We start from the raw sequence: 26,360 nt of genomic DNA, 5'->3' as shown, positions 1-26,360 counted from the left end.
CAGAGCAAGGAGCAACTCCCCTCAGCTTGGCGGCAAGTGACGCTGGGAGATCCCGCTAGTGGGGTAGGAGAAGCCTCTATGGCCACCTTCCTCCGCGACTGGAGCTACCGCTTTCCCTGGCTTTACCGCAGCATTAGCCGCGCGGCGGCCCTGGCAGTGGGGGGGTATGCTCGGCTGCGGCGCTTGCCCCTGCAAGGGATCCCCATCCAACCTCAGGATCGGGTGTTGGATCTCTGCTGTGGGCCGGCGGAAGTGACACCGCTTCTGGCCGAGCTATGTCAAAACGTGGTCGGCGTGGATGCCTCACCCAAAGCCCTAGCAGCAGCCCGCCAGCGCCTACCCAACGTTGAATTTGTGGAAGCCTTTGCCCAGGATCTGCCCTTTCCCGCCAGCAGCTTTGACTGGGTACACACCAGCTTGGCCCTGCACGAGTTGACCTTCCCCGACCTCGAACAAGCGCTGCGCGAAGTCTGGCGGGTGCTCAAGCCCGGGGGGCGGCTTCTCATTCTCGATTTGCACGCGCCCCACCAGCCCCTACTTTGGCCTGGACTGGCCCTGTTTCTAGCCCTGTTTGAGACCGAGACTGCCTGGCACTTCCTCAAGCTGGACTTGCCCCAGTACCTGCAGCACCAGGGCTGGCAGTCCGTCCGGCAAACCCTGCACGCTGGAGGAGCCCTGCAGGTCATCCAGGCGCAAAAGCCTGTTGCTTGATTTGATAGAGCAGTTAACCCTGGTGCCAGAAGGGGGTGCCCAGAACAGGCGTGCTGGGCTGGGGTGTTTCCTGCGGAGCCATTGCCCCCGCTAGATAAGCTTGGCGGCCTGCACGCACCGCTGCCGCGAAAGCCTCGGCCATCGCCACCGGATCCCGGGCTAGGGCCACTGCTGTATTGAGCAGGACCCCATCGAAGCCCCACTCCATGACCTGGCAAGCGTGGGAGGGCAAGCCTAGGCCGGCATCCACAATTAGCGGCGCCTCGATCCGCTCCCGCAGCAGACGCAGATTGTAGGGGTTGAGGGGGCCTTTGCCCGTGCCGATGGGAGCGGCCCAGGGCATGACCACCTCACAACCGGCATCCAAGAGCCGCTGGCAGAGCACTAGGTCGTCGGTGCTATACGGCAAGACCTTGAACCCCCGCCGAACCAGCTCGGCAGCGGCAACGGGCAGCTGCACCGGATCCGGCTGCAGGGTGTAGTCATCGCCAATCAGCTCCAGCTTGATCCAGTCGGTGCCGAACACCTCTCGGGCCATCTCCGCCGTCGTGACCACCTCCTGCACGCTGTGGCAGCCGGCGGTGTTGGGCAACAGTGGGATCCCCAGCTTCTGCAGCAGGGCCCAAAACCCCTGAGAGGCCTCTGGCCCTAGGGCACCCTGGCGCCGTAGGGAAACCGTCAACAGGCAGGGCTGCGCCCGCGCCACCGCCTGTTCCAAAATAGCCGGCGAAGGGTAGCGGGCTGTCCCCAGCATTAGCCGGCTGGGCAGAGCCTGGCCGTAGAGCACCAAGGGATCCTCATCGGCCTGGATTGAAGGGGAAAGCTCAAGAAGAGTGGACATCGCTGGGACAGAGTTAGGACAAAGAGGAAGGCGCCTATGCCCTAGCCCCCGGCAGCCGGCACAAGGATCTCGACCTGGTCGCCCTCTTGCAGACGGGTTTGCTCGTAGCGGGCGCGCGGCACAAACTCCAGGTTAACCGCCACTGCAAAGGGGCCACAGACCTCCACCTGGGCGATGGCCTCGGCCAAAGTTGTGCCCTCCGGCAGATCGTAAGGCTTCTGGTTGATCAAGACCCGCATGGCGACAGAGACTCCTGGGGAAACGAGGCAGCCTGCACTTGAAAGGGGATCCCCAACTGCTGGGCTAGGCGGCAACTGCCGTGGTGAAGGTACTCCAGGACGGCGTCGTGAAGGGCCGGAGCAATGAGAAAACCGTGGCGATAGAGGCCGTTGATCTGCAACAGGCGTGGGGATGGCTCCACCACTGCCGGCAAGTTGTCTGCTAGGGTGGGACGGCATTGGCTGCCTAATTCTAGGATACGCGCTTCGGCAAAGGCAGGGTGAACCGTGTAGGCGGCGCTGAGCAACTCCAAAGCCGAGCGGACGCTCACGGGCGAGCGATCCTCGGATTCAATTTCAGTGGCTCCCACCACGAATAGGTGCCCTGGCTTAGGAGCAATGTAGATGGGATAGCGAGGGTGTAATAGCCGCGTTGGGCGCCGCAGCGAAACTTCTGGAGCGTACAAACGCACCACCTCCCCCCGCACTCCCCGCAGCGGTTTCTGCCCGCCCCATTCTTTTCGGGCTCCCAGACCACGGCAGTCCAAAACCCAGCCGCCGGTCTGCTGCTGCCAGGCCCGCGCCCGCTCGAGATCCCAAGAGGATCCCCACTCCACCTCCACCCCGTGCTGCCGCAGCTTGGCCAGCGTAGCCGACAGCAGTTGGCGGTTGTCTAGTTGACCCTCCTGGGGAAGATAGAGACCCTGGCTAAATCGGCCGGCCAGCGAGGGCTCCAGTTCAGCCAGGGCCTGGGCATCAAGCGGCTGGGGGCGGGGAAGATGGGGGAGGCGTTCTCTCACCGCGGCCAGCAAGTTGGAGAAGCGCTTGGCTTCCCCAGCATCTTGACGGTGCCAGAGGATCAAGGTGCCCTCCTGCTGAAAGAAAACGGGCTCTGGCAGGCTGGCTAGCAGCGCGGGCCAGCGGGAGAGGGCGTAGTACCCCTGGGCCACCACGCTGGCTTCGGTGATGACCGACTCAGCCAAAGGAGCGAGCATGGCCGCGGCAAAATGGGCGGCGCTGCTTTCTGGGGCGGTGGCCGGGGCTGCTTCCACCAGGTGCACCCGATGGCCGTCTTCAAGCAGACTGGCAGCCAACAGGCGCCCCATGAGGCCGGCCCCGAGGATGAGGACGGGATCCGGCTGGGCCGTCCGAGGGGTGGTCGAGGGCTTGGTCTGAGGAGAGCCGCTGGGAAGGGTCATTGGCGGTCAGTGGAGTCAGAAGCTGCAGGTAGGACTCCGCAGCAGGCCAGCAGCCTGGGCCTACCTAGAAAGATCCCGCAGGACATCCACGAAGTGATAAGGGGGCAAGGGAGGACTCCAGTCCAATTGCCAGTGGGGGTGCTCCGCCAGCCAGGTTTGGGTGAGCTGGGCGGCAACTTCCCGTTCGGCGGGAGTGAGTAAAAAGTATAGCCGCAGCACTTCTCCTGACTGGGGATCCCCCCTCTGCACAGGCCAGTTGGGGGGCCAGAGCTGCTGCAGCACGGCTAGCTCCTGCTGCCGTTGTTCCTGGGCCTGGCGCTGTTGCAGGTAGGCCTGCTTGCGGGCTAGCAGGTAGGCCGTTCCACTGGGGGCGGGCGGGGGATCCCCAGGAAGCGGGGTGTGAACCCTGCCTTTGAGGCAATACTCGGCTCTTTTCCCGAGAGCAGCTAGCGCCTGTTCGTACTCCGCCTGCTGGGTTAACAAGTGGGCTCCCAGCTTTTCGGCCGAGAGAAAACATGTGCCAAAGCGAAGAGGCAGAAGGGGTGTCTGGGCAAACAGCCGGCAGAGCACCTCGTCATGGCGCAGAGCCGAACGCAGGAGTACCTCGTCCGAAGCTTGGAGTGCCGCTGGGTCGGGTAGCGGCTCAATAGCGGCGGCAATGCGGCCCCCCGGCGGGGAGAACACCTGCAGTGGCTGCTGCATGCCAGGGGTTTGCTGGATGAATTGGCAAAGGGATGCCCCCGGCGTTGGCAAAAACGCATAGGTGTAAAGGATCCCTGCCGGCGGCTCTGGCTGAGCTGACCACAGCATGGTTCAATCCAGGCTGGGCTTTTCTTCTCAGCTTAAAGCCGCAGGAGCCAGGACGTTCGCTTGCCAAGCCTCACGCCACCCCTGCTGCCGCTAGGCTAGAGAGGGGGTTCAAGAATCAGCACACGTAAGTATGACTAGTGGCCCAGACTTCCAGTCTTTGGAAACCTTTCAAAAAGAAGAAACTGAGCGCTTGCGGGATCTGCTCCCCGCTTCCTTCCGAGCTTGGATCAAAGTTGTTCCTCACTCGGGAGGCGAGAGGCTGCTGGTTTCTCGCCGCCAGGCTCCCTGGCAGCCCCAGGGCACCATTGCCATCGACTTTCGCCGGTGGCAAGGGATCCCGCAGCCGCACCGAGATCTCCTGTTTCTGCGGGAGGTGGGCTGGCTTAGCCATCGCAACTGGCTGCAGCCAGGGTTTTACCAATTGCTGGCGCTGTTTGGGGGCATCACCACCCTGGTGGAGCTCTCTCTGCAACACCCCTTTTCTGCTCTTCTAGCGGGGGGCATTACGGCCCTCTCCGTTCGACAGATCTGGCAAAGCCTCAATCGCGAGAGCGCCCCTTTCGATGCCGATGAATTTGCCCTGCGCCGCGCCCAGTTCCGCGGCTATACCCGTCAGGAGGCAGCCCAACACTTGGCAGAGGCTCTGGAACAAACCCTGAAGCTGGATCCCTCTGACATCCTGACGGCGCTGCGGCTGCAGCGGCTGAGAACCATCGCCCGCAACCTCACTCCCTCACCGGGGAGCTCCTGAGGTCAGGTGCACCTGGGTGATGGCTACCCGACCGGAGAAGCAGACATCGGTGTCGGTTTGGGGATCGCGAGCGCGCTCTGCGTAGCGCCCCTGGTAGCGGAACCACAGCAACTCCAAGCCTTCTCCCTCTGCTTCCACGGCGTAATCGAGCGGCAGCGGCTGCGTGCAGAGGGGACAGTAAACTCGCTCCGGCAAAGGGGATCCAGGCGGCAGGTGGGGCAAGTTCACGTTCCAAAAGGCGCCTCTAGGTAAGGGTTGCTCCATCAGCTCTGCCAAGATCTCCCGCGTCCACCGCTGCGCTTGCTCCCAATCGATGGGTTGGCTTCCTGCCCGATACTGGGAGATGGCAATTCCCCGGATCCCCCGCAGCGCCGCTTCCCGCACCGCTGCCACCGTGCCGGACAGGTACACATCCGTTCCCAGATTCCCTCCCTCGTTGATGCCAGAAAGCACCCAATCCACGGAAGGGGCAAGCTTAAACAAGGCCACCCGCACACAGTCGGCAGGGGATCCCTCTACAGCAAAGGTGCGCGTGCCACGGGCCCAGGCGCGGAAGGGCCGCCCCGTCGTGACTTGGTGGCTACAGCCAGAAATCGGCTGGTGGGGGGCCACAATCCAGCAGTTTTCCTCGGCAACGAGAGCGCTGAGGGCCAGCCTGAGGTGCGCCAGCCCTGCCGCCTCGATGCCATCGTCGTTGGTTAGCAGTACCTTCATCTAAATTCCTCTGCCGGCAGCTTCTCGGGTTAGCCTAATCGCAAGTCCCTGTTGCAGAGGGGTTTGAGGTCAAAGGCAAGGCGGAGCCCGTCTCTCTTTATAAGGCAGATCCCCGGCGTTCCCTTCCCCCAACTGAGGCTTGGCAAGACTCAATGGCTTGAAACTCTGCACCGCTAGCAGGCGTCTACGGGCCTAGGTGTTCTAGACTCTTTTTTGGCAAGTCTCCTCTCCCCCTATGCCTTCTTCCCCTTCCGAAAAACCTGACCGGCAGAGCGTGATTTGGCTGGTGGCTGCTGCAGGGCTGACGGTTTTGCTCTGGCGGTTTCCCGGGGGCAATTACCTCCTCTATCCCTTTACCCTGTTGGCCACCTGGTTTCATGAGATGGGCCACGGGCTGACGGCGCTGCTGTTGGGGGGAGAGTTTCATCGTCTGGAGATCTATCCCAATGGCTCGGGGCTAGCTATCTACAGTGGCGAGCTGTTTTTAGGACGGGTGGGGCGGGCTTTGGTGGCCGCCGCTGGGCCGATGGGTCCGCCGCTGGCTGGGGCTCTGTTCATCCTCGCTTCCCGCCGCCGCAGCACAGCTTGGCTGGGGTTGGTGTTTTTGGGATCCCTGCTGTTGCTCTCGACGCTGCTCTGGGTGCGTTCTCCCTTTGGCCTCTTGCTCCTCCCCGCCATGGGTTTGGGCATCCTGGCGGTAGCTTGCTGGGCTTCCCCTTGGTTGCGGGGCTTTGTCCTGCAATTTCTGGGGGTGCAGGCCTGTGTGAGCACCTATCACCAGGTTGACTATCTCTTTATGGAGGGTGCTGTCATCAACGGGCGGCTGATCCTCTCCGACTCCAGCCAGATAGCCCAAAATTTGTTTTTGCCCTACTGGTTCTGGGGAGGGGTGATGGCGGTGTTTTCTTTGGTTGTGCTGATAAGCAGCTTGCAACTGGCCTTCCGCGACTAGCCAAAAGGGGCAAAGCCGCAATTTTGGCAGTGATTGCTATCACCCAAAAATCCGTTGCCCATCACTGCCCGGCCGCAAAAGCCGCCGCTACAGTAAGGGGCGTGAGGAGTGTGGGAGCGGACAATGTGGAGAGATGTCATTGGCCTGGCTTTGGCGGCCATGCTGCTATCTGTGAGCAAAACGTTGGCAGATACTCTGGGCCAAGACCCAGCCCTGGGCCAGATCCAGCCAGCCAGCCCTGCTGCTAGCCTGTCCCGCTAGAGGGGGTGCCCAAGCCGTTGTTGCGTTGCCATTTTGTGCAACACTCATCCTAAGAGTCGTTGAAGACACCGTCCGACGGGTGGGAGCAGTAGGCTTGGGATCCCCGATGCGCATAGCTCTGTTTACAGAGACGTTCTTGCCCAAGGTAGATGGCATTGTTACCCGGCTTTGCCATACAGTGCGCCACCTAACGGCCCGCGGCAACTCGGTGCTGATTGTTGCCCCTCAGGGAGCACCCAGGCGGTTTGCGCGGGCACGGGTTTACGGGATCCCCGGCTTCCCCTTGCCTTTGTACCCAGAGTTGAAGCTGGCTGCTCCTGGCCCGGCCATTGGCAGGCTGCTTAGCCGTTTTCGACCGGATGTCATCCACGTGGTCAACCCAGCGGTTTTGGGTCTGGGGGGCCTCTACTACAGTCAGACCATGAGGATCCCCCTGGTGGCCTCCTACCACACCCATTTGCCAAAGTACCTGAAGCACTATGGGCTGGGCTTTCTGGAGGGGGTTTTGTGGAGCCTCCTCAGGCTGGGGCACAATCTGGCGCGGCTCAACCTCTGTACCTCGACGGCCATGATGCAGGAGCTCACTGCCCACGGCATCGAGCGAGTTCACCTGTGGCAGCGAGGAGTGGATACGGAGCTCTTCCATCCCCAGGCCGCCAGTCCAGAGATGCGGGCCCGCCTTAGCGCAGGGCAGCCAGAGCGGCCGCTGTTGCTCTACGTGGGTCGGCTCTCCGCAGAAAAAGAGGTGGGGCGGATCCGGGTGCTCCTGGAGCAGATCCCGCAGGCGCGTCTGGCTATTGTCGGGGATGGACCGGAGCGGCGATCCCTGGAACAGCATTTTGCCGGCTATGACGTGGTGTTTACGGGCTACTTGCAGGGGCAAGAGCTGGCGGCGGCCTTTGCTTCTGCCGATCTATTTGTGTTTCCCTCCCGCACCGAGACGTTGGGGCTGGTTTTGTTAGAGGCCATGGCTGCCGGCTGTCCGGTGATCGCCCCCCGCTGCGGCGGCATTACCGATGTGGTGGACAGCGGCCGCAACGGCTTTCTCTTCGATCCCGACTCCGACAGTGACTTTGTTCAGGCCACACGGCAACTGCTGGAGAGGGCCGACCAGCGGCAACTTTTCCGGCAACAGGCCCGCCAGGAGGCCGAGCGCTGGAGCTGGTCCGCAGCCACGCAGCAGCTAGAGGAGTACTACCGCGCTGTCATCGCTGAGGCAGGACGTAGTCGGTAGAAATGACGTTCCAAAACACCTGGGCCAGGTCAGGCAGAGAGTGGCCGATCCCCTTCAATGGCCCGCACTTGCTCGACAAAGAACTCCTCTAGGGACTGCCGTTGCCAATGCACATCGGTTACCACCGCCCCCGCCTGGTTTAGGAGATTGAGTAGCTCCGGCAGGGATCCGCTCCATTCCCCTGACCAATGGGATCCTTGGATGGAGAAGTGCTCAAGGCAGTCGCGGAACTGCTCTACGGCGCCGCCGTGCCCTTGCACGCGGTAGCTCTTACTCTGGCCCAGCAGCTCGTCCAACGTTCCCTGCTGCACCAACTTGCCGCCGACCATGAGGCCGATGCGGCTGCAGATCACCTCCACATCCCCCAGGATGTGGCTGTTGAAGAATACCGTTTTGCCCTGCTGCTTGAGAGACAGGATGATCTCCCGCATCTGGTAGCGGCCCATGGGATCCAGACCCGACATCGGCTCATCCAGAAACACCAGCTCCGGGTCGTTGATCAGGGCTTGGGCCATGCCCGTGCGCTGCAGCATGCCCTTGGAGTAGGTGCGCATTGGCTTCTTGCGGGCCGTATCTATAGAAAGCCCCACCAGCTCCAGCAGTTGCGGGATCCGCTCCTTGAGGAGGCTGTCCGAGAGGCGAAACACCTTGCCAGCAAAATGGAGAAACTCCCAAGCGGTCAGGTAGTCGTAAAAATAGGGGTTCTCCGGCAGGTAGCCTACCCGCTGCTTGATGGAGCGATCCCCCAGGGGTTTGCCCAAGAGCGTGCCCCTGCCGCTGGTGGGCTCGACAATGCCCAGCAGACACTTGATCGTGGTGGTTTTGCCAGCTCCGTTGGGCCCTAGTAGCCCAAAGGTTTCACCGCGGGCCACGGTTAGCGAAAAATCCTTAAGAGGGGTGACCACCTTGGTTAGCCAAAAGCCGGTGCGGTAGGTTTTGCTTAGGCCGGCAACGGCAATGGCTGGCTCGGGCTGGGCGACAGCTGCTCCTGGGGAGGTGACAACCGTCTCGCTCATCGGGAAAAGCTGGAGTTGAGAAAAAGGCTAGCTCGCTATCCAGTTTACGCTCTACTCCCGCCTCGGCTGCAGTTTCCCCTAGAAAGGCGTCTTGACCTTCTTGGGTTGTTTAACCTTCAGCTCGCGAATCCGTTTCAACATCCTCTGGAAGTAGTCTGCGAGGAAGTCCTCAAGGGAGGTCAGGGAAGCCAGTTCAATGCCTAGGGCTTCGCACACCGGTGTCATGTCAGCGTGCATTGGCTCTCCGGCGGCAATCACCTCCACAAACGCCAGCCGGTCGGCAATGTTCCAGCTCCACTGAAAGAACTGGGCTACCTTGCGCGCTCCCCGCAACAGGCCCAGGGGTATGGTCCTGACCTTGGCCTTTTTGCCAGAAAGCTGCTCGCACAGGGCAATGACCTCTTGGGAAGTCCAAGCCTTGGGCCCCACCAAGGGAAAGATCTGTCGCTTGGCTGCTTCGAGGCTGAGGGCCCGCACCGCGAACCGGGCTGCGTCTAGGGTGTCGAGGTAGGCCGTGGGAACGCTCTCGCTGGTTACCCAAACGATTTGCTCTTCCAAAATGGGGATGGCGTACTGGCCAATCAGCCCCTGCATGAAGCCCGCCAGGCGAAAAATGGTGTAGGGCATCTGGGATCCGACCAGATACTTCTCAATGTGGTGCTTAAAGTTCATCAGGGGCACATTGGGGTATTCGTGCTGAGCGCCCATGATGGAGAAAAAGATAAAGTGCCCCACTTGGGCGGCCCGAGCGGCGTTGATTAAAGCGACCTTGCCATCCCAATCCACCTGGCGGGTGGTGAGCGTGTCGGTTGGTCGCACGCTGGCACAGTCAATCACCGCCTCAACACCCTCCATGGCCTCTCGGAGCGTGCTTGGCTGCAGCAGGTTCCCCACTTTGAGGTGGGCCCCCCATTCGCTTAGGAAAGCAGCCTTAGCCGGGTTTCGCACCAGACAGGTGACCTGATGGCCCTCCTCAATAGCCCGCCGCACTACCTGACGGCCCAGGGTTCCCGTTGCCCCGACAACCAGCACGTTCATAAAGTTATCATTTCTTAACCTTGGCCTTAGTTTATCAGACTGAGATAGCTCCCAACACACCCCCTCTCAGTCTGGGAGCAGACCCAAAAAGGGGGATCCCTGCTTGCTTGCCAAGGCCTACGGCCCGCTAACGCGATTGGCCTACGGCCCGCTAACGCGATCAGCTCAGCCATTGGCTGCCGAGGAGCCGGCTAGCTCGTTCATGCGTTGTGCCAAGGCAAAGTCCAGCTCCGTAATGCCCCCGGCGTCGTGGGTGGTGAGATCCACCCGCACACGGTTGTACACATTGGTCCATTCGGGATGGTGGCCCATGCTCTCAGCCACCAAGGCCACACTGCTCATCCAGCCAAAGGCTTCGACAAAGGAGCGAAACTGAAATTGGCGGTGCAGCTTTCCCTCCCGCAAGGACCAGCCCGGCAGGCTTTCCAGCTTGGCTTGGATCTCCGCTTCGCTCAGCTTGACAGGTCTGGACATGGGCGTTCCCCCCACTCGTTGCCACCGCTTTCATCAAAAAGGGAACTGAGAACAAGGCCTGGCTTATTTACAAAACTTCATAACCTTCTGGATCAGCCGCGCTGGCGCCGCCGAGGGGCTTATACAGCCAGTAGCCTTGCACGCTAAAGTGGGCCTGCTTGTAAAAGTTGAGGGCAGCCTGGTTGTGGCGATAAACCTGCAGGGTGATGGCTGCCAACTGCTGCTGGGATCCCCAGCGTTCCACCTGTTGCATCAAGGCCCTGCCCAGCCCTCGCCGGCGGTGAGCAGGATCCACCCAGAGCAAGAAGACGTAGGCTACCCGCCGATAGGTGGCTTGATCGGTGGAGATGCCGGCCCAAACACCGCCCACTGGCTCCCCTGTCTCTTCTTTCAAGATCCACCAGCAGGGGGTACGCGGGGGGTCAAAGAGGCGATCTAGCGTCTTCTCCAGGTGATCCCAGTGCTTCTGCTCGGGGAAAGATTCCTGCAAAGTGGCCTGCAGTCCCCGCCGCACCCAAGGTCGATCCCAGGCAGAGCCAATGCGCCAACGGTAGCCGGCAGGCAAAGGGATCCCAGTTTCAGACATAGGCAGGCATCCAGCAACCAGAAAGAGCTACAGGAGGGGCTTCCTCTATCGGTGCAGGCTGGGCCATATCTTGGGGTAGAAACGAGCGGATGCTCACCACCACCAGAGTAAACAGGAATACCAGTAGGATCAGGGCGGGAAGGACGTACTGCCGCAAGAGATCCATAGGCTGAGGGTGCTAGACTACAGACTATTTTGCAGCGCCTGGCCCCTGTCTTTCAGGACCAAATCCCCCCAGCCTACTTTGCAAGACTGGCGCGCCTGCAGAAGAAGCGATCCCCTATCCTCGCACCTGCAACAGCTCGCGGCGATGGCTGGGTAGTCGCCAGCACATCTCCAGCCAGCTCTTCAGCTCCTCCGGTTGGCTGGCAAGGCTCATTTCCACCAACAAAATGGCAGCTCGATCGCTAGCTCCTCTGGCTCCCAGCTGAATAAGGGCGGACAGGCTGTCTTCCCGCCAGTAGACGGATACCCCCTGCCGGATCAGAGCCTGGGCTGCCAGCGCGATACAGGAGGTTGGCACCTGGATCTCTCGCCGCTCGTAATCGAGAGGAGGCAGCATGAACGGCAACCCAAATCTTTATCATGTTTTAATCTTCTTCTCTTCTCGCCGGCTTATCCTGAGTCTTTGCAAACTGTGAAGTGAACTTTTGCGAACTTTTCGAGATTCAGGGACGTTGGCGCTCCCGCTTTCTCGTCCTTCTGCAACTTGCCCGAGGCTAGGAAAGCCGGGCAGAAAGCTTAAAAGATGGCGAAAGATCCTGCCTCCCTCTGAAGGCGGTGGCAACAATACTGGCAAGGGCAGAAGGGAGGCAGCTGCTAATGGAAAGGTGGCCAAGGCAGGTAAGCCGCTGGCTGCCCCAGCTTACTCTGGCGGGAGCGGTGTTGATCCTGGTGGCAGCGGGGAGGCCGCTGCGCTTGGTGGGCAACGGCGAGAACATGGTGCTGTTTACCTGGGGAGGGGGGGTGAGCCCGACGCCCCTACAGCCAGGCCTGCACTGGGTACCGCCCTTTGTCTCGCGCACGGTTACCTTCGATGTGAAAACCCAAGCTCTGACCTGGAGGGACGAGGATCCCGACGCCTACGCGCCGCGGCTGCTGGCCCTTTCTCAGGATGGACAGCTGATTGCCGCTGAGGCAACACTGCAATTTCGCATTGTGGACGCTCCCAAGGTTTATACCCAACTGGGGGAGAACTACCTCGATCGCATCGCTCCCATTGTCCGCTCGGTCATCCTCAACGAGACCAGCGGCTTTTCCGCCCAGGCTTTGTATTCCACCGAGCGCCCAGTGCTCCAGGGGCAAATCCGGGAACGGGTGGCCTTTTTGCTCAAGGAATATGGCATCGAGGTTTTGGACTTTCTGCTGCGAGACATAGACTTCGACCCCGATTTTGTAGCGGCTATCGAAGCAAAGACCATCGCCGAAAACGAACTGGTGAAAAAACAATATGAGATCGAGCAGGCGCGTCAGGAGGCCCGCGCCATCATTTCTCAAGCCGAGGCAGAAGCCGGTCAACTGCAAGCCAAAGCCGAGGCCCTCACCCGAAATCCCCAGTACCTGGAGGTAGTGAAGGCTGCCGTGCTGGGATCCCGCCTAGAGACGCTGGTTACTAAGTAGCTGTGCCGTCAGCCCCAATCTGGGAACAGGAGCAACTGCCGTGTATCCGACAGAGGAAGTGCCGCCGCGCCAGATGCGTTGGTTAGCCGGAGCAGCAATTGCTTTCCTAGCAGCCCTGGGATTGGTTCGCGCCTGCCTGTACGTCACCCCGCCTGGCCACGCCACCGTGGTGTTCAATACCTTTTCCGGGTTGCAAAAGGGGCGGGTGGAGCTGCCGGGGGTGATGTTCCGGATCCCGGGGATCGAGACGCCGATTACCTACACCGTGCTCACCCGCGTTTGGGAGTTTACCAACGACCCCAACTCCCCCAATGCCATCAGCAACGCTATTGCAGTTAACACTGCCGATGGGCAAGCCTTTACCGTCGACGTGGCTATTGCCCTCCGGCCCAACATCGCCACCCTGGACGAGCTGCACGCCACCATCGGCGAGAACTATCTTTCAACAGTGGTGGTGCCGTTGGTGCGCTCCAAAATCCGCGATATCTCCGCCTCTTTCGAGTCTGAGGATTTTTACCGCAAAAGCCAGCGCATGGCCATCGAGCAGCAGGCCCTGGACTTGATCCGCCAAGAGATGCCCACCGTCAACCGCAACGGCCAAACCTTGCCCTTGATAGAGGTAGAAGGCCTCTTCCTAGGCCATGCCGATTTCCCCCAGGCCCTGCGGGATTCCATTGAGCGCAAACAGGTGGCCTCGATTACTGCGCAGACGGCAGCGGTGCGGGCGCAGATCCAAGAAAAAGAAACGGAGCGGCTGTTAATCCTGGCGGCAGCGAACCAACGGGCCATTGAGCTGAAAGGGAAGGCGGCAGCGAAAAACGCCCAACTAGCGGATCTGCTGTTTTACGAGAAGCTGCAAGAGCGCATCCAAAACCCAACAGACTCCCTTCCCCCCTTGCGCATCATCCGCGTTGAGGGGGAGGCCACTGTGTTCCTCAATGTGGATCCTTACCAGGCAGCCCTGCAACAGAACGTGGATCCCCACCAGGCAGACTCGCACCAGGCGCAGTAGTCAAGCTTGGCCCCTTCGTCGGAGCTGCCAGGGCAGGTTGGGGCAATCGGCAGCTTGCTTTGCCTTGGCCACCACAATCACCCCCGCCACAGGGATCCCGGCAGCAGCCAAAGCCTGGTGCGCTGCCTCTACCGTAGAGCCGGTGGTGTAGATGTCATCCAGCAGCAACACCGGCGTAGCCGGAGGGCACTTGAGGGCAAAGGCTCCAGCTAGATTTTGCCGACGCTGCTGGGGGTTAAGCTCGTGTTGGGGCGCCGTGGCCCGCACCCGCACCAGGGCAGTGGGCAGGTGGCGAAGACCCGTGCGCTCGCAAAAAGCCTGGCTGATCAAGGCTGCCTGATTGTAGCCCCGCTGTTGCAGCCGCTCCGCATGGAGCGGAATGGGCACCACTGTATAGTCCTGGCGAAGCAGGTCAGAACGCCGCTGCCGGCTCTCCAGCCAGCGGGATCCCAGCCATTCCCCCAAGACCGCGCCAATCCGCCGCTGTCCCTGGTATTTCAGGGAATAGAGGGCTCTCCGCAGCGCTCCCCGGTGGATCCCCCAAGCATAAAGCGGCCAGGGCGAGGTGGTGACCGGCCAGGAGTCGAGCCGCTCCGCCTGCAATTGCCTCTGGCAGTCTTGACAAAACACTCCCCTAGCTGGCCGCTGGCAGAGCGGGCAGGGAAGTGCAATCCACCAATCCAGCCAGCCCATGGCTGCTGCAAGGTGCTCCTGTCGGTTTCAGTCTAGGAAGAAGAGCAGGAGACCCGACGGTTGACGGCGGGATCCCTGCTTGCTAGGATTAGGTACTGCCAAATAAAGACTAGCCGTCCTGGCCAACCCATGCCCACCATTCAACAGCTAATTCGCAAAGAGCGAAGCATTGCTGTCCGCAAGAGCAAGTCACCCGCCTTGAAAGGATGTCCGCAGCGGCGGGGGGTTTGCACGCGAGTGTACACAACAACGCCCAAAAAGCCCAACTCAGCCCTGCGGAAGGTGGCACGGGTTCGGCTGACCTCTGGCTTTGAAATTACAGCTTACATTCCCGGCATTGGCCATAATCTGCAAGAGCACTCAGTGGTTCTAGTGCGCGGCGGACGGGTAAAAGACTTACCTGGCGTGCGCTACCACATCATTCGCGGCACCCTTGACGCTGCAGGAGTCAAAGACCGCAAGCAAGGCCGCTCCAAGTATGGCGCAAAACGACCCAAGCCTGGTCAAGCGCCAGCCGCTACAGGCAAGAAGAAATAGTCTTCTTCCGAGACCAGTTTCCTATCCTGCATTACCCCTCTCTAGACAGTCCCACTATGTCTCGCCGTAGCCGTGCCCCTCGTCGTGAAGTGCCCCCCGATCCCAAATACGGGAGCCGTTTGGTGACCATGCTCATGCGCAAGATAATGATGAGGGGCAAGGCGTCTCTAGCTGCCAGGATTCTCTACGAGGCTCTTGACCTTGTAAGGGAGCGCACTGGCCAGGAGCCGCTGGCCGTTCTGGAAAATGCCGTGCGCAACGTCACCCCTCTGGTGGAGGTCAAAGCGCGGCGCGTGGGTGGGGCCACCTATCAAGTACCCGTGGAGGTGAGGCCAGAGCGAGGTACCTCGCTGGCGCTGCGTTGGCTAGTCACCTTTGCCCGCACTCGCTCAGGCCGTACTATGTCAGCCAAGTTGGCCAACGAGATCATCGATGCAGCCAACGAAACCGGCGGTGCCATCCGTCGGCGAGAGGAAGTCCATCGTATGGCTGAGGCCAACAAAGCATTTGCTCACTACCGCTACTGAGCTTGTCTGGCCAAGTAAGGAGGCAGTGGTTGCTATCCCTCTCCATAGCCTAGGAGAGGCGTAGGATCTGGAGAAAAGTCGGCAAAAGAGATTAAAATTGTAAAGGTTTTTTAGTTTGCCTAGGTCGCAGGGCGACGAGGATTGGGAGGTTAACGTGGCGCGCACAGTTCCCCTAGAGCGAGTCCGCAATATCGGCATCGCAGCTCACATCGATGCCGGCAAGACCACGACGACGGAGCGGATTCTTTTTTATTCGGGCCTGGTGCATAAGATGGGCGAGGTTCACGAGGGAACCACGGTAACCGACTGGATGGAACAGGAACGGGAACGGGGTATCACCATCACGGCTGCAGCCATCACCACCCGCTGGACAAAGCGGGATCCGGAAAACCCCTCCCAGCCTCTTGCCGGTGCGCCAGAGTACACCATCAACATCATCGATACACCCGGCCACGTGGACTTCACCATTGAGGTGGAGCGCTCCATGCGGGTGCTGGACGGCGTGATTGCTGTCTTTGACTCCGTAGCAGGCGTGCAGCCGCAGTCAGAGACGGTCTGGCGCCAAGCTAATCGCTACAACGTGCCCCGCATTGCTTTTGTTAACAAAATGGATCGCATGGGGGCCAATTTCCTCAAGGTTTGCAACCAGATCCGGGAGCGCCTTAAAGCCAATGCCGTTCCCATTCAATTGCCTGTTGGGGCAGAGGAAGAATTCCGCGGCATCGTTGATCTGGTGCGCAGGCGGGCCTACATCTACATGGATGAGCTTGGCAAGGACATTCGCTCCGAGCCGATCCCAGAGGGAATGAAGGATCTGGCAGCAGAGTACAGGGCCAAGCTGGTGGAAGCGGTGGCTGAAGTCGATGAAACCCTGATGGAAAAGTATTTTGCCGAGGAGGACTTGAGCGAAGCAGATTTAATGCTAGGTCTGCGCAAGGGCACCATCAGCGGTCAAATTGTGCCGATGCTCTGTGGCTCTGCCTTTAAGAACAAGGGCATCCAGATGCTTCTGGATGCAGTGGTGGATTACCTCCCCTCTCCCATCGACATTCCAGCCATCAAGGGCATACTGCCGGATGGCACAGAGGTGTCACGCAAGGCCAGTGACGAGGAGCCTTTCTCCGCCCTTGCCTTTAAGCTGATGAGCGACAAGTATGGAGATCTCACCTTTATTCGCGTCTACTCCGGCGTTCTGACCAAGGGCACTTACGTGCTCAACTCTACCAAAAACAAGAAAGAGCGCATCTCGCGACTGGTGGTGCTCAAGGCAGATGAGCGTCTGGATGTAGATGAGCTGCGGGCAGGGGATCTGGGAGCGGTGCTGGGCCTGAAGGACACCACCACCGGCGACACCCTCTGCGACGAAAATGCTCCGGTGATCCTAGAATCCCTCTACATCCCCGAGCCGGTCATCTCCGTGGCCATTGAGCCCAAAACCAAGGCGGATGTTGACAAGCTCTCGAGGGCGCTGCAGGCCCTGGCCAAGGAAGATCCCACCTTCCGCGTCTCGGTGGATCCAGAAACCAACCAAACCATTATCTCCGGCATGGGCGAGCTCCACCTGGAGATTCTGGTAGACCGAATGCTGCGGGAGTTCAACGTGGAGGCCAACGTCGGCAACCCGCAGGTGGCCTACCGCGAAACCATCCGCAAGGCCGTCAGCCGTGTGGAAGGGAAGTTTATCCGCCAAACCGGTGGCCGCGGCCAGTATGGCCACGTGGTGATTGATTTGGAGCCGGCAGAGCCAGGTACAGGCTTCGAGTTTATCTCAAAAATTGTGGGTGGGGTCATTCCTAAGGAATACATTCCACCGGCTGAGCAAGGGATCCGCGAAGCCTGCGAGTCCGGCGTATTGGCTGGCTATCCGCTGATTGATATCCGCGTCACCCTGGTGGACGGCTCCTTCCACGAGGTGGACTCTAGCGAGATGGCCTTTAAGATTGCCGGTTCACTGGCTCTCAAGGAAGCCGCTCGCAGAGCCAACCCCGTACTCTTGGAGCCCGTGATGAAGGTGGAGGTGGAAGTGCCCGAAGCCTTTGTCGGGGATGTCATTGGGGATATCAACGCCCGCCGCGGCCAGCTGGAGGGGATGACTACCGAAGGTGGCACTTCCAAGGTCACCGCCAAGGTTCCCTTGGCAGAGATGTTTGGCTATGCCACCGACATCCGCTCCAAGACGCAAGGGCGGGGTATCTTTACGATGGAGTTTAGCCACTACGAGGAAGTTCCTCGCAATATCGCGGAAGCCATCATTGCCAAAAGCAAAGGAAACGTAGCTAACTGAAAAAGGAAGTGAGGATTCATGGCACGCCCTAAGTTCGAACGCACCAAACCCCACGTTAATGTTGGCACCATTGGCCACGTGGACCATGGTAAGACGACGTTGACCGCCGCCATTACCATGACCTTGGCTGCCCTCGGCCAAGCGACGCCCAAGCGCTACGACGAGATTGACGCGGCGCCCGAGGAGAGAGCCCGCGGTATCACCATCAACACGGCCCACGTGGAGTACCAGACAGAGAAGCGTCACTACGCCCACGTGGACTGCCCTGGCCACGCTGACTACGTAAAAAACATGATCACAGGGGCAGCCCAGATGGACGGGGCCATCCTGGTGGTGTCGGCGGCAGATGGACCCATGCCGCAGACGCGGGAGCACATCCTGCTGGCCCGCCAGGTAGGAGTGCCCAACATCGTCGTCTTCCTCAACAAGGTAGATATGGTGGACGACGAGGAGCTGCTGGAGCTGGTAGAGCTGGAGGTGCGGGAGCTCCTGTCCAAGTACGATTTCCCCGGCGACGAAATCCCGATTGTCAGGGGATCGGCTCTTAAGGCTTTGGAGAAGATGCAAGCCAACCCCAAAACCCAGCGGGGTGAGGATCCGTGGGTGGACAAGATCCATGAGTTGATGGATGCGGTCGACTCCTACATCCCGACGCCAGTGCGGGAAGTAGACAAGCCCTTCCTGATGGCAATAGAAGATGTCTTCTCGATTACAGGTCGTGGCACGGTGGCAACCGGCCGAATTGAGCGCGGCCGCATCAAGGTGGGGGATACGGTAGAGATCGTGGGGCTGCGCGAGACCCGCTCCACCACGGTGACGGGTCTGGAGATGTTCCAGAAGACGCTGGACGAGGGGATTGCAGGCGACAACGTCGGCGTTTTGCTGCGGGGTATTCAGAAAAACGAAGTGGAGCGGGGCATGGTCCTAGCCCAGCCCAAAACCATCACCCCCCACACCCAGTTCGAGTCGGAGGTTTATGTCCTCACCAAAGAAGAGGGGGGCCGCCACACACCCTTCTTTGCGGGCTATCGTCCCCAGTTCTACGTGCGTACCACCGACGTCACGGGCACCATTTCCTCCTTTACGGCTGACGATGGCTCGAAGCCGGAGATGGTGATGCCGGGCGACCGCGTTAGGATGACGGTGGAGCTCATCCGACCCATTGCCATTGAGCAGGGGATGCGCTTTGCCATCCGCGAAGGCGGTCGGACGGTTGGAGCTGGGGTAGTCTCCAAGATCCTGAAGTAAGCTACTGGCTCGCAGCAGGGATTGGGCGCTGGTTACTCCAGAGGACTCGATCCCTGTTGCCTTTTAAGTACACCCTACTCTCTCTTCAAGTATGGCTACTTTAACCCAACAAAAAATTCGCATCCGCTTGCAGGCCTACGACCATCGGCTGCTGGATACTTCCTGCGCCAAAATTGTGGATACAGCCCGCCGAACAGAGGCAGTGCCAGTGGGGCCAATTCCGCTGCCGACGCGGCGGCGCCTTTACTGTGTGCTGCGTTCCCCTCATATAGACAAGGACTCGCGGGAACATTTTGAAATCCGCACCCACCGGCGCATTATCGATATCTATTCCCCCTCCTCCAAGACTATCGATGCTTTGATGAAGCTAGATCTGCCGGCAGGGGTAGACATTGAGGTGAAGTTGTGATGGCCTGGGCGGGGATCTCTAGCGCTCCAAGGTAAGGGGGCAGGCGGTGGCGACGGCAGTCGAGCAAGAAGGACAAAATTCTGAGCCCATCCCCGTCTTAGTGGTAGGAGCCCTGGGCAGGATGGGGAGGGAGGTGGTGCGAGCAGTGGCCCAAACCCCCGACATGAGGTTGGTGGGAGCAGTGGCTCGTTCGCACCTAGGCGCAGATATTGGCGAGGTGTTAGGGCTAGGAGCGTTGGGAGTGGCCATTAGCGACGACCTGGCAGGGCAGCTGCTGCGGCTGTCGCAGCAGAGTACCCGAGGCGTCATGGTGGACTTCACCCATCCTAGCTCTGTGTACGAAAACGTCCGCTCGGCAATTGCCTTTGGGGTGCGGCCAGTGGTGGGGACAACCGGCCTAACGCCGGAGCAACTGGAGCGGCTGCGGGATCTAGCGGACAAGGCTGGCGTGGGGTGCCTCATTGCGCCTAACTTTGCCATCGGCATGATCCTGCTGCAGCAGATGGCGCTGCAGGCGGCTCAATATTTCGATCACGTGGAGATCGTCGAGCTGCACCACAACCGCAAGGCCGATGCCCCCAGTGGCACAGCTCTGCAGACGGCCCAGCGGCTGGGACAACTGGGCAAGGCGTTCAACCCCCCCGAGGTGGAAGAAAGGGAGCTGATCCCCGGCTCGCGGGGTGGGATCCCTGGCCCCAACATCCCCATCCACAGCGTTCGCCTGCCGGGGTTGGTCGCCCACCAGGAAGTAATCTTCGGCGGCATGGGGCAGACGCTCACCCTAAGACACGACATCACCGACCGCGTGGCCTTTATGCCGGGGGTGATCCTGGGCATCCGTAAGGTGTTGCAGCTCAAGGGATTGGTCTACGGGCTGGAGCAGGTGTTGAGCTAGTTGCTAAGAGGTGGGATCCCGGCCTCGTCAAGGATGCGGGGGATGAGATGTTCGGTCTTGACGGCCATCAGGTGCACGCCGTTGCAGATCTGGCGGGCCTGGCGCACTTGTTCGGCGGCAATGCGAATCCCTTCTTCCAGGGGGTCGGGAGCCTTGGCCAGCCGCTGGATGATGGCCTCCGGAATCTGCACCCCCGGCAAGTTGCGGTTGATGAACAGGGCGTTTTTGGCAGACTTGAGCAGAAAGATACCGGCCAGGATGGGCTTGCCGGCAGGGCGCCCCAGCTTGTCCATGAAGCGCTCCAGTTGGTCGAAGTCGGTCACCATCTGGCTCTGGAAAAACTGGGCCCCGTGCTCCAGCTTGCGGTAGAAGCGCCGCTCCAGGCCCGAAAAGCTAGGGGATTGTGGCTCCACCGCTGCCCCCGGAAACAGGCAGGTGCCGCCGTCAGGAAGGGGTTTGCCGTTGCAGTCAAGGCCGCTGTTGAGGCGCTGGATAAGCTGCAGCAGGCGCACCGACTCCAGGTCAAAGACGGCTCGAGCATCGGGGCAATCCCCGACGTGGATGGGATCCCCCGTCAGGGCAAGAACATTGCGCAGTCCAAGAGCCGAAGCTCCTAGCAGATCCCCCTGGAGAGCCACGCGGTTGCGATCCCGGCAGGCCAGTTGCAGGATGGGCTCAATGCCCGCTTGATGCAGCAGCAGCGAGGCGGCCAAGGGGCTCATGCGGGCAACAGCCCGGTTGGAGTCAGTTATGTTGATGGCGTGCACCCGCTGTTTGAGCTGCTGGGCCAAAGCCAGCATGGCAGTGGTGTCGGATCCCTTGGGTGGGGTGATCTCGGCGGTGAGCAGAAACTCTCCCCGCTGAATGGCTTGAGCAAAGCGCGATGGCGGTGAGCAAGTCAAGGCCACAGTTTTAAGAAGAGAAAGCAGTGCGCTGGCCTATTATCGATCGTTTGAGAGAGTTTTTCTAGCTAAGGCATTGCTTTTTCTCAGAGCAGGGGTAAAAGCTGGGGGCTGTAAGGACTCCGTCCCGCTGGCGCGAACATAGCCCTGCAGTTGGCAAGCCACCCGCGAGCCTCTAGCGGGCTGGTTTACAGCAGCCCCCAAAAGCGCAGTCTCATTTCTTCCCAGCCACAATGCCCACACCCTAACCTCTTCCTGCGCTGCTGGATAGGCAGATCCTTGGAGCAGGCTTGACTAGTGTATCTGGGATTCACCAGCACTACGCCAACCTCTTCTTGGGATGGCTCAGGCGTGATTTGAACACGCGACCCAGGGCTTATGAGTCCCCTGCTCTACCGCTGAGCTACTGAGCCAGGGAGGTTCTTAGCCTAGAATAGCATCTCTGCATTGAAATTGCTCCCTAAAAATTGCTCTCCCCGGCTATCTGTGTCAACTCCTTCTCCCCAGGGATCCCTACGGCGATTTTGGCTAGCCCTGCTGCTACAGGTGGGCCTGGTTGCACTGGTACCAGCCCGGAAAGCGCTTACCCTCGCCACCGGCACCCCCATCTACTTGCAGATTGCTCCTGTGGATCCCTATGACCTCTTGCGGGGCCGCTACGTAGCTTTGAGCTACACCGTTGCCCAGTTTTCCACTTTGGAGAAGCTACCTGGCTGGTCACCTGAGCTGAGTAGGCCAGGGATCCTCTACCTGCGCTTGGCCCCTCCCAATGGGGATCCCGCTCAACCCTGGCAGGCCATCGGCATCAGCCGCGACCGACCCAGGGAGCTGCAACCTAAAGAGGTTGTCCTACAAGGGTGGTTTGATGGTGGGCAGCTTAGGTTTGGGATCGAAGAGTTTTTCATTTCGGAAGCGCTGGGAGATGTTCTGGAACTAGAGATCCGCCGCAACCCAGAAACACTGCGAGCAGAGGTGAAGGTGGATCCCTGGGGCCAAGCAGCGCTGGTGGGCCTTTGGGTAGGAGAACAGCGGTACTAAGAGAAGAGTGAAGCTGGTCTTGCTCTGCCGCCCTTCTAGCCCTCTTTCTTTTTCCGAGAGCGAGTTGCGCTTGTTTTCTTGGCCCTGGCAGATGCTGTGGATTTTTTAGACGACTTCTTCTGGCTAGGAGGTGGCGCTGTAGGAGCTAGAAAAAATACTTCTTTCAGCGCCTCCAATTTCTTGCCTCGTGTAATTTTGCACCCCAGCTTGGTTATGGGGGTTAAGTCCTGCCACCAGCTCCTATCTGCCTCCGCAATTCGCGCGGCTGCAATGGTTACATCAACTCCCTTGAGCGGAGTGCCAGGTTGCTCAGCCAGGTATCTCAGCGCAGCCAAGATGGTTTCTCTAGAGGCCTCCGTCAGATTTACCTTCGGAACCACTTCTCTGGCGAGAATTTGGGCTTGCTCTACCTGTTCCGGAGCTGGGTCGACAATGATACACCAAAGCCTCTCCAACCCGGCTTCTTGAGCAACTGCGTAAACAAAATGGTTGCCAATGGCCTTGTACTGGTAGTCGCCAGCCTCGACCACTAGCAACGGCACCCAGTTGTGACCTCCTGTTGCCCTTAGCTGAGCTGCTGCTGCAGTAACCAAGAACGAGGGAGCAGAAAACCCCTCAGCGGGCGTAATGCTCTCGAGGGGTAGGTTAACCAGCTTGCCAAGTTCGGAAAACTCACTCATCGATAAAGTACTCGCTGGCGAGACTTTGGTAGTATTCTAAGACTCTCCTGTCCCTAAAGACAGCAGGAATTCGAGCAAAGTTTGCCTGTGATATCACTGCATAGTCAGGTATCCTAAAGATGGACTTGTCTTCATTATCTTTCCTAAAGCGAGGCCAGAAATATGGAAGTAGGCTCCTCTCTTGCTTGGTGAGCTTATCTATTTCTTGATTTGCTAGCTTAATAGTGTTTTCACTCCCTGAGGAAGCACCATTGAAAAAGATAGGCAAAGCCCTAGGGCCGCCATCCTGTCGTGACTTAACAGTTTCTGGAATAAAGCTAGTAATTACTCTGACAGCATTACTCAGGGAAGAAAGATCGCTGGGACGAGTGGGGATCAAAATAACGTCGGCAGCAAAAACACCACTCTGGCTAAAGTAAAGCCATTGAGTTGGGCAGTCAATTAGGATGTAGTCATACTCATTGCGAAGAGGGGCAATCAGATCGCGAAGGCGCCGAGTTCCCTTCTGGATATATGCTACCGCCTGGCTATCAGTTAGCGTTTCCAGTTCAGGGTCTCTTGGGATGATGTCAAAGATGGAAACTATACTCTGTTTGCCTTGTCTAACTGTCTTGAGTCTGTATGTTTGGACAACGGAATGAACATCTATTTTGGGATCCTTTAAGCACTGCGTCAGTGTAATTTTTCCAGGAGTAACTCCCAAGTTTCTTGTCAGATCTCCTTGGGAATCAAAGTCAACAACTAAGACTTTCTTTCTCTTTGTTGCTAGTGCTGCTGCAAGGTTAATAACTGTTGTTGTTTTGCCTACGCCTCCTTTATTGTTATACACGCAGATAGTCAAAGCCCGCTCGTAGTTTTCTATCTTGTCTCGCAAGTTGCGAACTATGCCCTCAATGTTATTTGAGCTAATATCAAGGTTTGCTGTAGCAGGGTGAACAACTTTTCCGTGCCTCCTCCAGAGCTGGATGTTGTTTGCATTGGTGATAATTCCCCATTTTGCAGATTTGCAGTTCTCGCCGAGCAGGTAGCTTTCTATTTGACAAACTGCATCCCTATAGCAAGATCCTTCTTTGAGGTTGACTACTCTGGATTTTGCCTCCAAAAGCAAGTAGGGGTTCCTTTGGGAGTTAAAGAAAGTATCTTCAGGATCTTCGTTCTTTCTTGCGGCGAGGTCGACCTGGCCACAACCTGTCTCGAATTCATATCTAATTTCCAAGTCGTGAAAGCCAAGCGCATGCAGGAGGGGAACAGCAAAGTGTTGGACAACAACTCGCTCTACACTCTCGGTGGGAGATATCCTCTCAAGCTTCTCTCGGAGGGAGCTAGCAGCAGTCATAGGAAAAAATAAGGTGGACAATGCTGACCAAGCTAAAAGCTCGCCCTCAGCATAGCAGTTGCTTGGCTCGTTCTGCTAGTGCCTGAGCTGTCAGGCCGTTGTAGTCCATGAGTTCCGTAGGGGTGGCGGTGGTTTCGCCGCGTTTCCAGGCAAAGATGTCGCGCGGGCCAGTGTAGCGCAGCAACAGGGGCTCCAACATCAGGCTGGATCCGCCGGTTACGCCAATGAGGGCCTCGCCAGCAAACCAGGCGGCAAACTCCTGGTCAGACATGAACTCCCCATCAGCCTGGGCACAGGTGGACCAGGCCACGTCGACGGGGCGATAGAGGCGGCGGGGGTTGACCACAGAGACAATTTTGCTGCCGATCCCCTGGGCCTTGAGCTGTTCAGCGGCGGCAAAGACGGGTAGGAGGATCATATCTCCCACCACAGCAAAGACCACGGTGCGGGAGCCAGGCAGTTCCTGCAGCACAGTGCAACCCTGCTCCACTGCTTGGCGGGCTTGTTCTAGGGTGGTGCGGATGGGCAGGGGGGTTTTGCTGGCAAAGATCGGGATCCCTTTGTTGAAGGTCGATAAGGCCCACTCGTAGGCAGCTTGGGCGCAGTTGGCGTCGGGGGGAAAGAGGGGGAAAATGTTGCCGTTGCGCATCATGGCCGCTAGGTAGGCCTCAATTTCCGGCCGCTGGTGGGTCCAGCCGTTGCGTCCCTGCTCCAACGCTCCAGCCGTGAAGAGAGCAATAGCGGAAGGAGTGGGGCGGCGCAGCTCCGCCATTGCCTGGGTTACCGTCTGCCAGATGGGCAAGCCGTTGACGGCAAAGGCTTCGTAGGAGCACCAGAGGGAGCGCCCGCCAAAGAGCGCCAGGCCCCCTGTCAAGCCAGCGCAGGCATCTTCGCTCAGGGGTTCGTAGACCTGCCCTTGGGGCTGTTGGTTGTAGAGAGGATCCACCGTGGGGTGGATGACTTTCAGGCCCTGGTTGACATTGGCAAGACCAGAGGCCTCGTTGCCATCGGCATTGGCCACCAGAAAGTCAGGGTCTTTCTGCCCCACCTGCACCACCAAGGCGCCGATGGCAGTGGTGGAGACTTGCTTATCGCCGAGGGGGAACTCGGTTAAGTTCAGGGATCCCAAAGGCGGCAAGGGCCGGACGGACTCCGTGACAACTACCTTGGCGGCTGGTCCACCGGCTGCCCGCTCGCAGTTTTGGCGCACCAAAGCCCAAGCGGCTGGGTGGAGGGCCCGTGCCTGCAGAGCGGCCACGATGTCGGGGTGATCCAAGGTGTGGTGGGCATAGAGGTTGTGGGATTTGGATCCCTTGGCGTGTACGCCCGCTCCTTTGAGTTGTTTGAGGATGAAAACCGTCAGATGTCCGCTCAGCGCTGACTGGATGGCCCGCTCCATCTCGGTCAGTACCCTCTGGGCAAAGGCCAGACGGGCTTCCAGAGAAAATTGGGTGCTATCCACATAGGGGCCGGGCTGCTGGGCATCGTCGAAGTCCTTGGCGTCGACTAGCACCACTTCCTCAAAGCCATTGCCCCGCCAGTACTCGACCATCTGAGCGTTGGTGAAGGTCGAGATCATGCTGTGGTGCTCTTGGCTATAGCCGTTCCAGACCAGCACCGGCAGGAAGTTGGTGCGCTGCGGGAAGGCGGTGTGAAAGTGGATCATGGAGCTCATCACGTAGGGCTCCCCCAAGCCCCCATCGCCGATGGTGACGGGGAAGAGCCGATCCGGGTAGAGCAAGGCGGCGGCCATGGCAAAATGCTGCCCCTGCCCGAGGGGCCCTGCTGGCGCTAGCAGGCCGGGGATGTAGCCAGAGAGGTGACCCAGCAGCCCTTCCCGTTCCCGAAAGCGAGCCTGCAAGTCGGAGACAGTGTGGATGCCCATCTCCGCCAGCGATCCATCCAAGAACATGGCGGCATAGAAGCCGGGCGCGTGGTGGCCCACCTCGGTAGGGATGTTCTTTTGGCCCAGGTACACCAAAGCGGCATAGGCTTCCGCTTGGCTGGCAAATCCGCCCGGGTGGCCCGAGGCTTTGCTGGCGGTCATCTGCAGGGTGAGGTAGCGCAGCGCATCGGCATAGAGCAAGGTCTGGTAGGCGGCCATACGGCTGCCGGGATCCCGCAGCTTGCCTGTGGCAGCATCCACTGCAGGTTCCTGGCCCAGGCGGTCGAATTCCGGCCAGAGATCGCCAAAGTAGCGGATCCCTTGGCAGAAGGCGGGAATTGGGGCAGTTGTCATCGGCCAAGCCTCACTCTTGTCAGGTCAATCCTCACTTTAAACCGGATGAGGCTTTTCGGAGGTTTTAAGCCGAACTCTTCTAGCCGCCACTCTCCCTTGCGCCTCTGGCTTGGGCAGGCAAAAGGTTGCGCGGTC

General features: G+C 59.4%; 29 protein-coding genes and 1 tRNA gene. 13 read left to right on the top strand and 17 right to left on the bottom strand.

The genetic code is table 11. The features are described 5' to 3' along the window. The first annotated feature begins 78 nt into the window (after positions 1–78). On the top strand, positions 79–711 hold the full coding sequence (locus NW804_RS06930) for a class I SAM-dependent methyltransferase (RefSeq protein ID WP_414423179.1): 633 nt from the start codon (positions 79–81) through the stop codon (positions 709–711). A 13-nt stretch (positions 712–724) separates the two neighbouring features. On the opposite strand, the gene NW804_RS06925 is transcribed toward NW804_RS06930, so the two are convergent. The 4 genes from NW804_RS06925 to NW804_RS06910 are packed head-to-tail and all read right to left on the bottom strand — an operon-like array spanning position 725 to position 3,779. Further along, a complete protein-coding gene (locus NW804_RS06925) occupies positions 725–1,552 on the bottom strand; it encodes a thiazole synthase (protein WP_414395993.1) in 828 nt (275 codons plus the stop codon). Between the two features lie 41 nt (positions 1,553–1,593). Then, a complete protein-coding gene (gene thiS, locus NW804_RS06920; protein ID WP_414411917.1) occupies positions 1,594–1,791 on the bottom strand; it encodes a sulfur carrier protein ThiS in 198 nt (65 codons plus the stop codon). Beyond that, positions 1,779–2,969, bottom strand: coding sequence for an FAD-dependent oxidoreductase (locus NW804_RS06915; protein WP_414423178.1), 1,191 nt, complete (start codon positions 2,967–2,969; stop codon positions 1,779–1,781). The genes thiS and NW804_RS06915 overlap by 13 nt, the downstream gene beginning before the upstream one ends. Positions 2,970–3,029: 60 nt before the next feature. Further along, the gene (locus tag NW804_RS06910) at positions 3,030–3,779 is read right to left on the bottom strand and encodes a GvpL/GvpF family gas vesicle protein (protein ID WP_414423177.1); all 750 of its coding nucleotides are present in this window, start codon (positions 3,777–3,779) and stop codon (positions 3,030–3,032) included. A 130-nt stretch (positions 3,780–3,909) separates the two neighbouring features. On the opposite strand from NW804_RS06910, the gene NW804_RS06905 reads away from it, so the two are divergent. Beyond that, positions 3,910–4,530, top strand: a complete 621-nt coding sequence (locus NW804_RS06905; RefSeq protein WP_414423176.1) for a DUF3318 domain-containing protein — start codon at positions 3,910–3,912, stop codon at positions 4,528–4,530. Here NW804_RS06905 and surE read toward each other — a convergent pair. After that, positions 4,513–5,244 carry a 5'/3'-nucleotidase SurE gene (gene surE / locus NW804_RS06900; RefSeq protein ID WP_414396002.1) on the bottom strand — a complete coding sequence of 244 codons (732 nt, stop codon included), beginning with the start codon at positions 5,242–5,244 and terminating at the stop codon, positions 4,513–4,515. The two genes, NW804_RS06905 and surE, sit on opposite strands and share 18 nt — an antisense overlap. Positions 5,245–5,479: 235 nt before the next feature. Here surE and NW804_RS06895 point away from each other — a divergent pair, with 235 nt between their 5' ends. Both NW804_RS06895 and NW804_RS06890 read left to right on the top strand, forming a co-directional pair. Beyond that, positions 5,480–6,196: a M50 family metallopeptidase gene (locus NW804_RS06895; protein ID WP_414423175.1), complete on the top strand. Its 717-nt coding sequence runs from the start codon at positions 5,480–5,482 to the stop codon at positions 6,194–6,196. 367 nt (positions 6,197–6,563) lie between these two features. Then, entirely contained in the window at positions 6,564–7,691 is a 1,128-nt protein-coding gene (locus tag NW804_RS06890; protein WP_414396006.1) for a glycosyltransferase family 4 protein, read from the top strand. Between the two features lie 29 nt (positions 7,692–7,720). Here NW804_RS06890 and NW804_RS06885 read toward each other — a convergent pair whose 3' ends face one another. The 6 genes from NW804_RS06885 to NW804_RS06860 all read right to left on the bottom strand — a co-directional run bounded on the left by NW804_RS06885 (position 7,721) and on the right by NW804_RS06860 (position 11,367). Then, on the bottom strand, positions 7,721–8,707 hold the full coding sequence (locus tag NW804_RS06885; RefSeq protein ID WP_414411921.1) for an ABC transporter ATP-binding protein: 987 nt from the start codon (positions 8,705–8,707) through the stop codon (positions 7,721–7,723). Positions 8,708–8,785: 78 nt separating this feature from the next. Then, positions 8,786–9,745, bottom strand: a complete 960-nt coding sequence (locus NW804_RS06880; protein ID WP_414396010.1) for an NAD(P)H-binding protein — start codon at positions 9,743–9,745, stop codon at positions 8,786–8,788. A 165-nt stretch (positions 9,746–9,910) separates the two neighbouring features. Continuing rightward, complete coding sequence (locus tag NW804_RS06875; RefSeq protein ID WP_414396012.1) at positions 9,911–10,219, bottom strand: 4a-hydroxytetrahydrobiopterin dehydratase; 309 nt, start codon at positions 10,217–10,219, stop codon at positions 9,911–9,913. Positions 10,220–10,286: 67 nt separating this feature from the next. Beyond that, complete coding sequence (locus NW804_RS06870) at positions 10,287–10,805, bottom strand: GNAT family N-acetyltransferase (protein WP_414411923.1); 519 nt, start codon at positions 10,803–10,805, stop codon at positions 10,287–10,289. Further along, positions 10,798–10,971: a hypothetical protein gene (locus tag NW804_RS06865; protein ID WP_414396014.1), complete on the bottom strand. Its 174-nt coding sequence runs from the start codon at positions 10,969–10,971 to the stop codon at positions 10,798–10,800. Before NW804_RS06865 ends, NW804_RS06870 begins: the two co-directional genes overlap by 8 nt. Positions 10,972–11,085: 114 nt before the next feature. Next, positions 11,086–11,367: a hypothetical protein gene (locus NW804_RS06860; protein WP_414411924.1), complete on the bottom strand. Its 282-nt coding sequence runs from the start codon at positions 11,365–11,367 to the stop codon at positions 11,086–11,088. A gap of 260 nt (positions 11,368–11,627) precedes the next feature. Between NW804_RS06860 and NW804_RS06855 the strand changes: the two genes are divergently transcribed. Next, positions 11,628–12,425 (top strand): prohibitin family protein, encoded by a 798-nt coding sequence (locus tag NW804_RS06855; protein WP_414421095.1) that lies wholly within the window; start codon positions 11,628–11,630, stop codon positions 12,423–12,425. A 40-nt stretch (positions 12,426–12,465) separates the two neighbouring features. Further along, a complete protein-coding gene (locus NW804_RS06850; protein ID WP_414423174.1) occupies positions 12,466–13,437 on the top strand; it encodes a prohibitin family protein in 972 nt (323 codons plus the stop codon). Here the strand turns inward: NW804_RS06850 and NW804_RS06845 are convergent, their stop codons facing one another. After that, positions 13,438–14,067, bottom strand: coding sequence for a ComF family protein (locus NW804_RS06845; RefSeq protein ID WP_414423173.1), 630 nt, complete (start codon positions 14,065–14,067; stop codon positions 13,438–13,440). It lies immediately after the preceding gene. Positions 14,068–14,259: 192 nt separating this feature from the next. On the opposite strand from NW804_RS06845, the gene rpsL reads away from it, so the two are divergent. From rpsL to dapB, 6 genes are all read left to right on the top strand, one after another. Continuing rightward, positions 14,260–14,667: a 30S ribosomal protein S12 gene (gene rpsL, locus NW804_RS06840; RefSeq protein WP_414396020.1), complete on the top strand. Its 408-nt coding sequence runs from the start codon at positions 14,260–14,262 to the stop codon at positions 14,665–14,667. 56 nt (positions 14,668–14,723) lie between these two features. Then, on the top strand, positions 14,724–15,194 hold the full coding sequence (rpsG, locus tag NW804_RS06835; RefSeq protein ID WP_414396021.1) for a 30S ribosomal protein S7: 471 nt from the start codon (positions 14,724–14,726) through the stop codon (positions 15,192–15,194). 154 nt (positions 15,195–15,348) lie between these two features. Continuing rightward, positions 15,349–17,478: an elongation factor G gene (fusA, locus tag NW804_RS06830; protein ID WP_414423188.1), complete on the top strand. Its 2,130-nt coding sequence runs from the start codon at positions 15,349–15,351 to the stop codon at positions 17,476–17,478. Between the two features lie 18 nt (positions 17,479–17,496). Next, complete coding sequence (tuf, locus tag NW804_RS06825) at positions 17,497–18,726, top strand: elongation factor Tu (protein WP_414410205.1); 1,230 nt, start codon at positions 17,497–17,499, stop codon at positions 18,724–18,726. A gap of 91 nt (positions 18,727–18,817) precedes the next feature. Then, positions 18,818–19,135, top strand: a complete 318-nt coding sequence (gene rpsJ / locus NW804_RS06820) for a 30S ribosomal protein S10 (protein WP_414396025.1) — start codon at positions 18,818–18,820, stop codon at positions 19,133–19,135. A 121-nt stretch (positions 19,136–19,256) separates the two neighbouring features. Next, complete coding sequence (dapB, locus tag NW804_RS06815) at positions 19,257–20,030, top strand: 4-hydroxy-tetrahydrodipicolinate reductase (protein WP_414405223.1); 774 nt, start codon at positions 19,257–19,259, stop codon at positions 20,028–20,030. Here dapB and NW804_RS06810 read toward each other — a convergent pair. Then, complete coding sequence (locus NW804_RS06810) at positions 20,027–20,938, bottom strand: methylenetetrahydrofolate reductase (RefSeq protein WP_414405183.1); 912 nt, start codon at positions 20,936–20,938, stop codon at positions 20,027–20,029. The genes dapB and NW804_RS06810 overlap by 4 nt on opposite strands. A gap of 335 nt (positions 20,939–21,273) precedes the next feature. Continuing rightward, positions 21,274–21,345 (bottom strand) — tRNA-Met (locus NW804_RS06805). Positions 21,346–21,418: 73 nt separating this feature from the next. Here NW804_RS06805 and NW804_RS06800 point away from each other — a divergent pair. Beyond that, complete coding sequence (locus tag NW804_RS06800) at positions 21,419–21,970, top strand: GDYXXLXY domain-containing protein (RefSeq protein ID WP_414423172.1); 552 nt, start codon at positions 21,419–21,421, stop codon at positions 21,968–21,970. Between the two features lie 35 nt (positions 21,971–22,005). On the opposite strand, the gene NW804_RS06795 is transcribed toward NW804_RS06800, so the two are convergent. Genes NW804_RS06795 through NW804_RS06785 form a run of 3 tightly spaced genes read right to left on the bottom strand, consistent with a single transcriptional unit; the run spans position 22,006 to position 26,225 of the window. Beyond that, complete coding sequence (locus NW804_RS06795) at positions 22,006–22,650, bottom strand: Rho termination factor (RefSeq protein ID WP_414423171.1); 645 nt, start codon at positions 22,648–22,650, stop codon at positions 22,006–22,008. Continuing rightward, positions 22,643–23,986: an AAA family ATPase gene (locus tag NW804_RS06790; protein WP_414423170.1), complete on the bottom strand. Its 1,344-nt coding sequence runs from the start codon at positions 23,984–23,986 to the stop codon at positions 22,643–22,645. The genes NW804_RS06795 and NW804_RS06790 overlap by 8 nt, the downstream gene beginning before the upstream one ends. Positions 23,987–24,032: 46 nt before the next feature. Then, positions 24,033–26,225 (bottom strand): phosphoketolase, encoded by a 2,193-nt coding sequence (locus tag NW804_RS06785; RefSeq protein WP_414423169.1) that lies wholly within the window; start codon positions 26,223–26,225, stop codon positions 24,033–24,035. Positions 26,226–26,360 lie beyond the last annotated feature (135 nt).

The sequence above is a fragment of the Synechococcus sp. WC10meta genome (assembly GCF_047461475.1).
This window is presented reverse-complemented; position numbering and strand designations above follow the sequence as displayed.

Coding starts and splice junctions, on each gene's coding strand:
- NW804_RS06855 (WP_414421095.1), top strand. CDS start 11,628: ATGGAAAGGTGGCCAAGGCAGGTAAGCCGCTGGCTGCCCCAGCTTACT.
- NW804_RS06905 (WP_414423176.1), top strand. CDS start 3,910: ATGACTAGTGGCCCAGACTTCCAGTCTTTGGAAACCTTTCAAAAAGAA.
- tuf (WP_414410205.1), top strand. CDS start 17,497: ATGGCACGCCCTAAGTTCGAACGCACCAAACCCCACGTTAATGTTGGC.
- NW804_RS06875 (WP_414396012.1), bottom strand. CDS start 10,219: ATGTCCAGACCTGTCAAGCTGAGCGAAGCGGAGATCCAAGCCAAGCTG.
- rpsJ (WP_414396025.1), top strand. CDS start 18,818: ATGGCTACTTTAACCCAACAAAAAATTCGCATCCGCTTGCAGGCCTAC.
- NW804_RS06795 (WP_414423171.1), bottom strand. CDS start 22,650: ATGAGTGAGTTTTCCGAACTTGGCAAGCTGGTTAACCTACCCCTCGAG.
- dapB (WP_414405223.1), top strand. CDS start 19,257: ATGGGGAGGGAGGTGGTGCGAGCAGTGGCCCAAACCCCCGACATGAGG.
- NW804_RS06890 (WP_414396006.1), top strand. CDS start 6,564: ATGCGCATAGCTCTGTTTACAGAGACGTTCTTGCCCAAGGTAGATGGC.
- NW804_RS06865 (WP_414396014.1), bottom strand. CDS start 10,971: ATGGATCTCTTGCGGCAGTACGTCCTTCCCGCCCTGATCCTACTGGTA.
- NW804_RS06895 (WP_414423175.1), top strand. CDS start 5,480: ATGCCTTCTTCCCCTTCCGAAAAACCTGACCGGCAGAGCGTGATTTGG.
- NW804_RS06910 (WP_414423177.1), bottom strand. CDS start 3,779: ATGCTGTGGTCAGCTCAGCCAGAGCCGCCGGCAGGGATCCTTTACACC.
- NW804_RS06790 (WP_414423170.1), bottom strand. CDS start 23,986: ATGACTGCTGCTAGCTCCCTCCGAGAGAAGCTTGAGAGGATATCTCCC.
- surE (WP_414396002.1), bottom strand. CDS start 5,244: ATGAAGGTACTGCTAACCAACGACGATGGCATCGAGGCGGCAGGGCTG.
- thiS (WP_414411917.1), bottom strand. CDS start 1,791: ATGCGGGTCTTGATCAACCAGAAGCCTTACGATCTGCCGGAGGGCACA.
- rpsL (WP_414396020.1), top strand. CDS start 14,260: ATGCCCACCATTCAACAGCTAATTCGCAAAGAGCGAAGCATTGCTGTC.
- NW804_RS06885 (WP_414411921.1), bottom strand. CDS start 8,707: ATGAGCGAGACGGTTGTCACCTCCCCAGGAGCAGCTGTCGCCCAGCCC.
- NW804_RS06930 (WP_414423179.1), top strand. CDS start 79: ATGGCCACCTTCCTCCGCGACTGGAGCTACCGCTTTCCCTGGCTTTAC.
- NW804_RS06925 (WP_414395993.1), bottom strand. CDS start 1,552: ATGTCCACTCTTCTTGAGCTTTCCCCTTCAATCCAGGCCGATGAGGAT.
- rpsG (WP_414396021.1), top strand. CDS start 14,724: ATGTCTCGCCGTAGCCGTGCCCCTCGTCGTGAAGTGCCCCCCGATCCC.
- NW804_RS06860 (WP_414411924.1), bottom strand. CDS start 11,367: ATGCTGCCTCCTCTCGATTACGAGCGGCGAGAGATCCAGGTGCCAACC.
- NW804_RS06785 (WP_414423169.1), bottom strand. CDS start 26,225: ATGACAACTGCCCCAATTCCCGCCTTCTGCCAAGGGATCCGCTACTTT.
- NW804_RS06915 (WP_414423178.1), bottom strand. CDS start 2,969: ATGACCCTTCCCAGCGGCTCTCCTCAGACCAAGCCCTCGACCACCCCT.
- NW804_RS06870 (WP_414411923.1), bottom strand. CDS start 10,805: ATGTCTGAAACTGGGATCCCTTTGCCTGCCGGCTACCGTTGGCGCATT.
- NW804_RS06880 (WP_414396010.1), bottom strand. CDS start 9,745: ATGAACGTGCTGGTTGTCGGGGCAACGGGAACCCTGGGCCGTCAGGTA.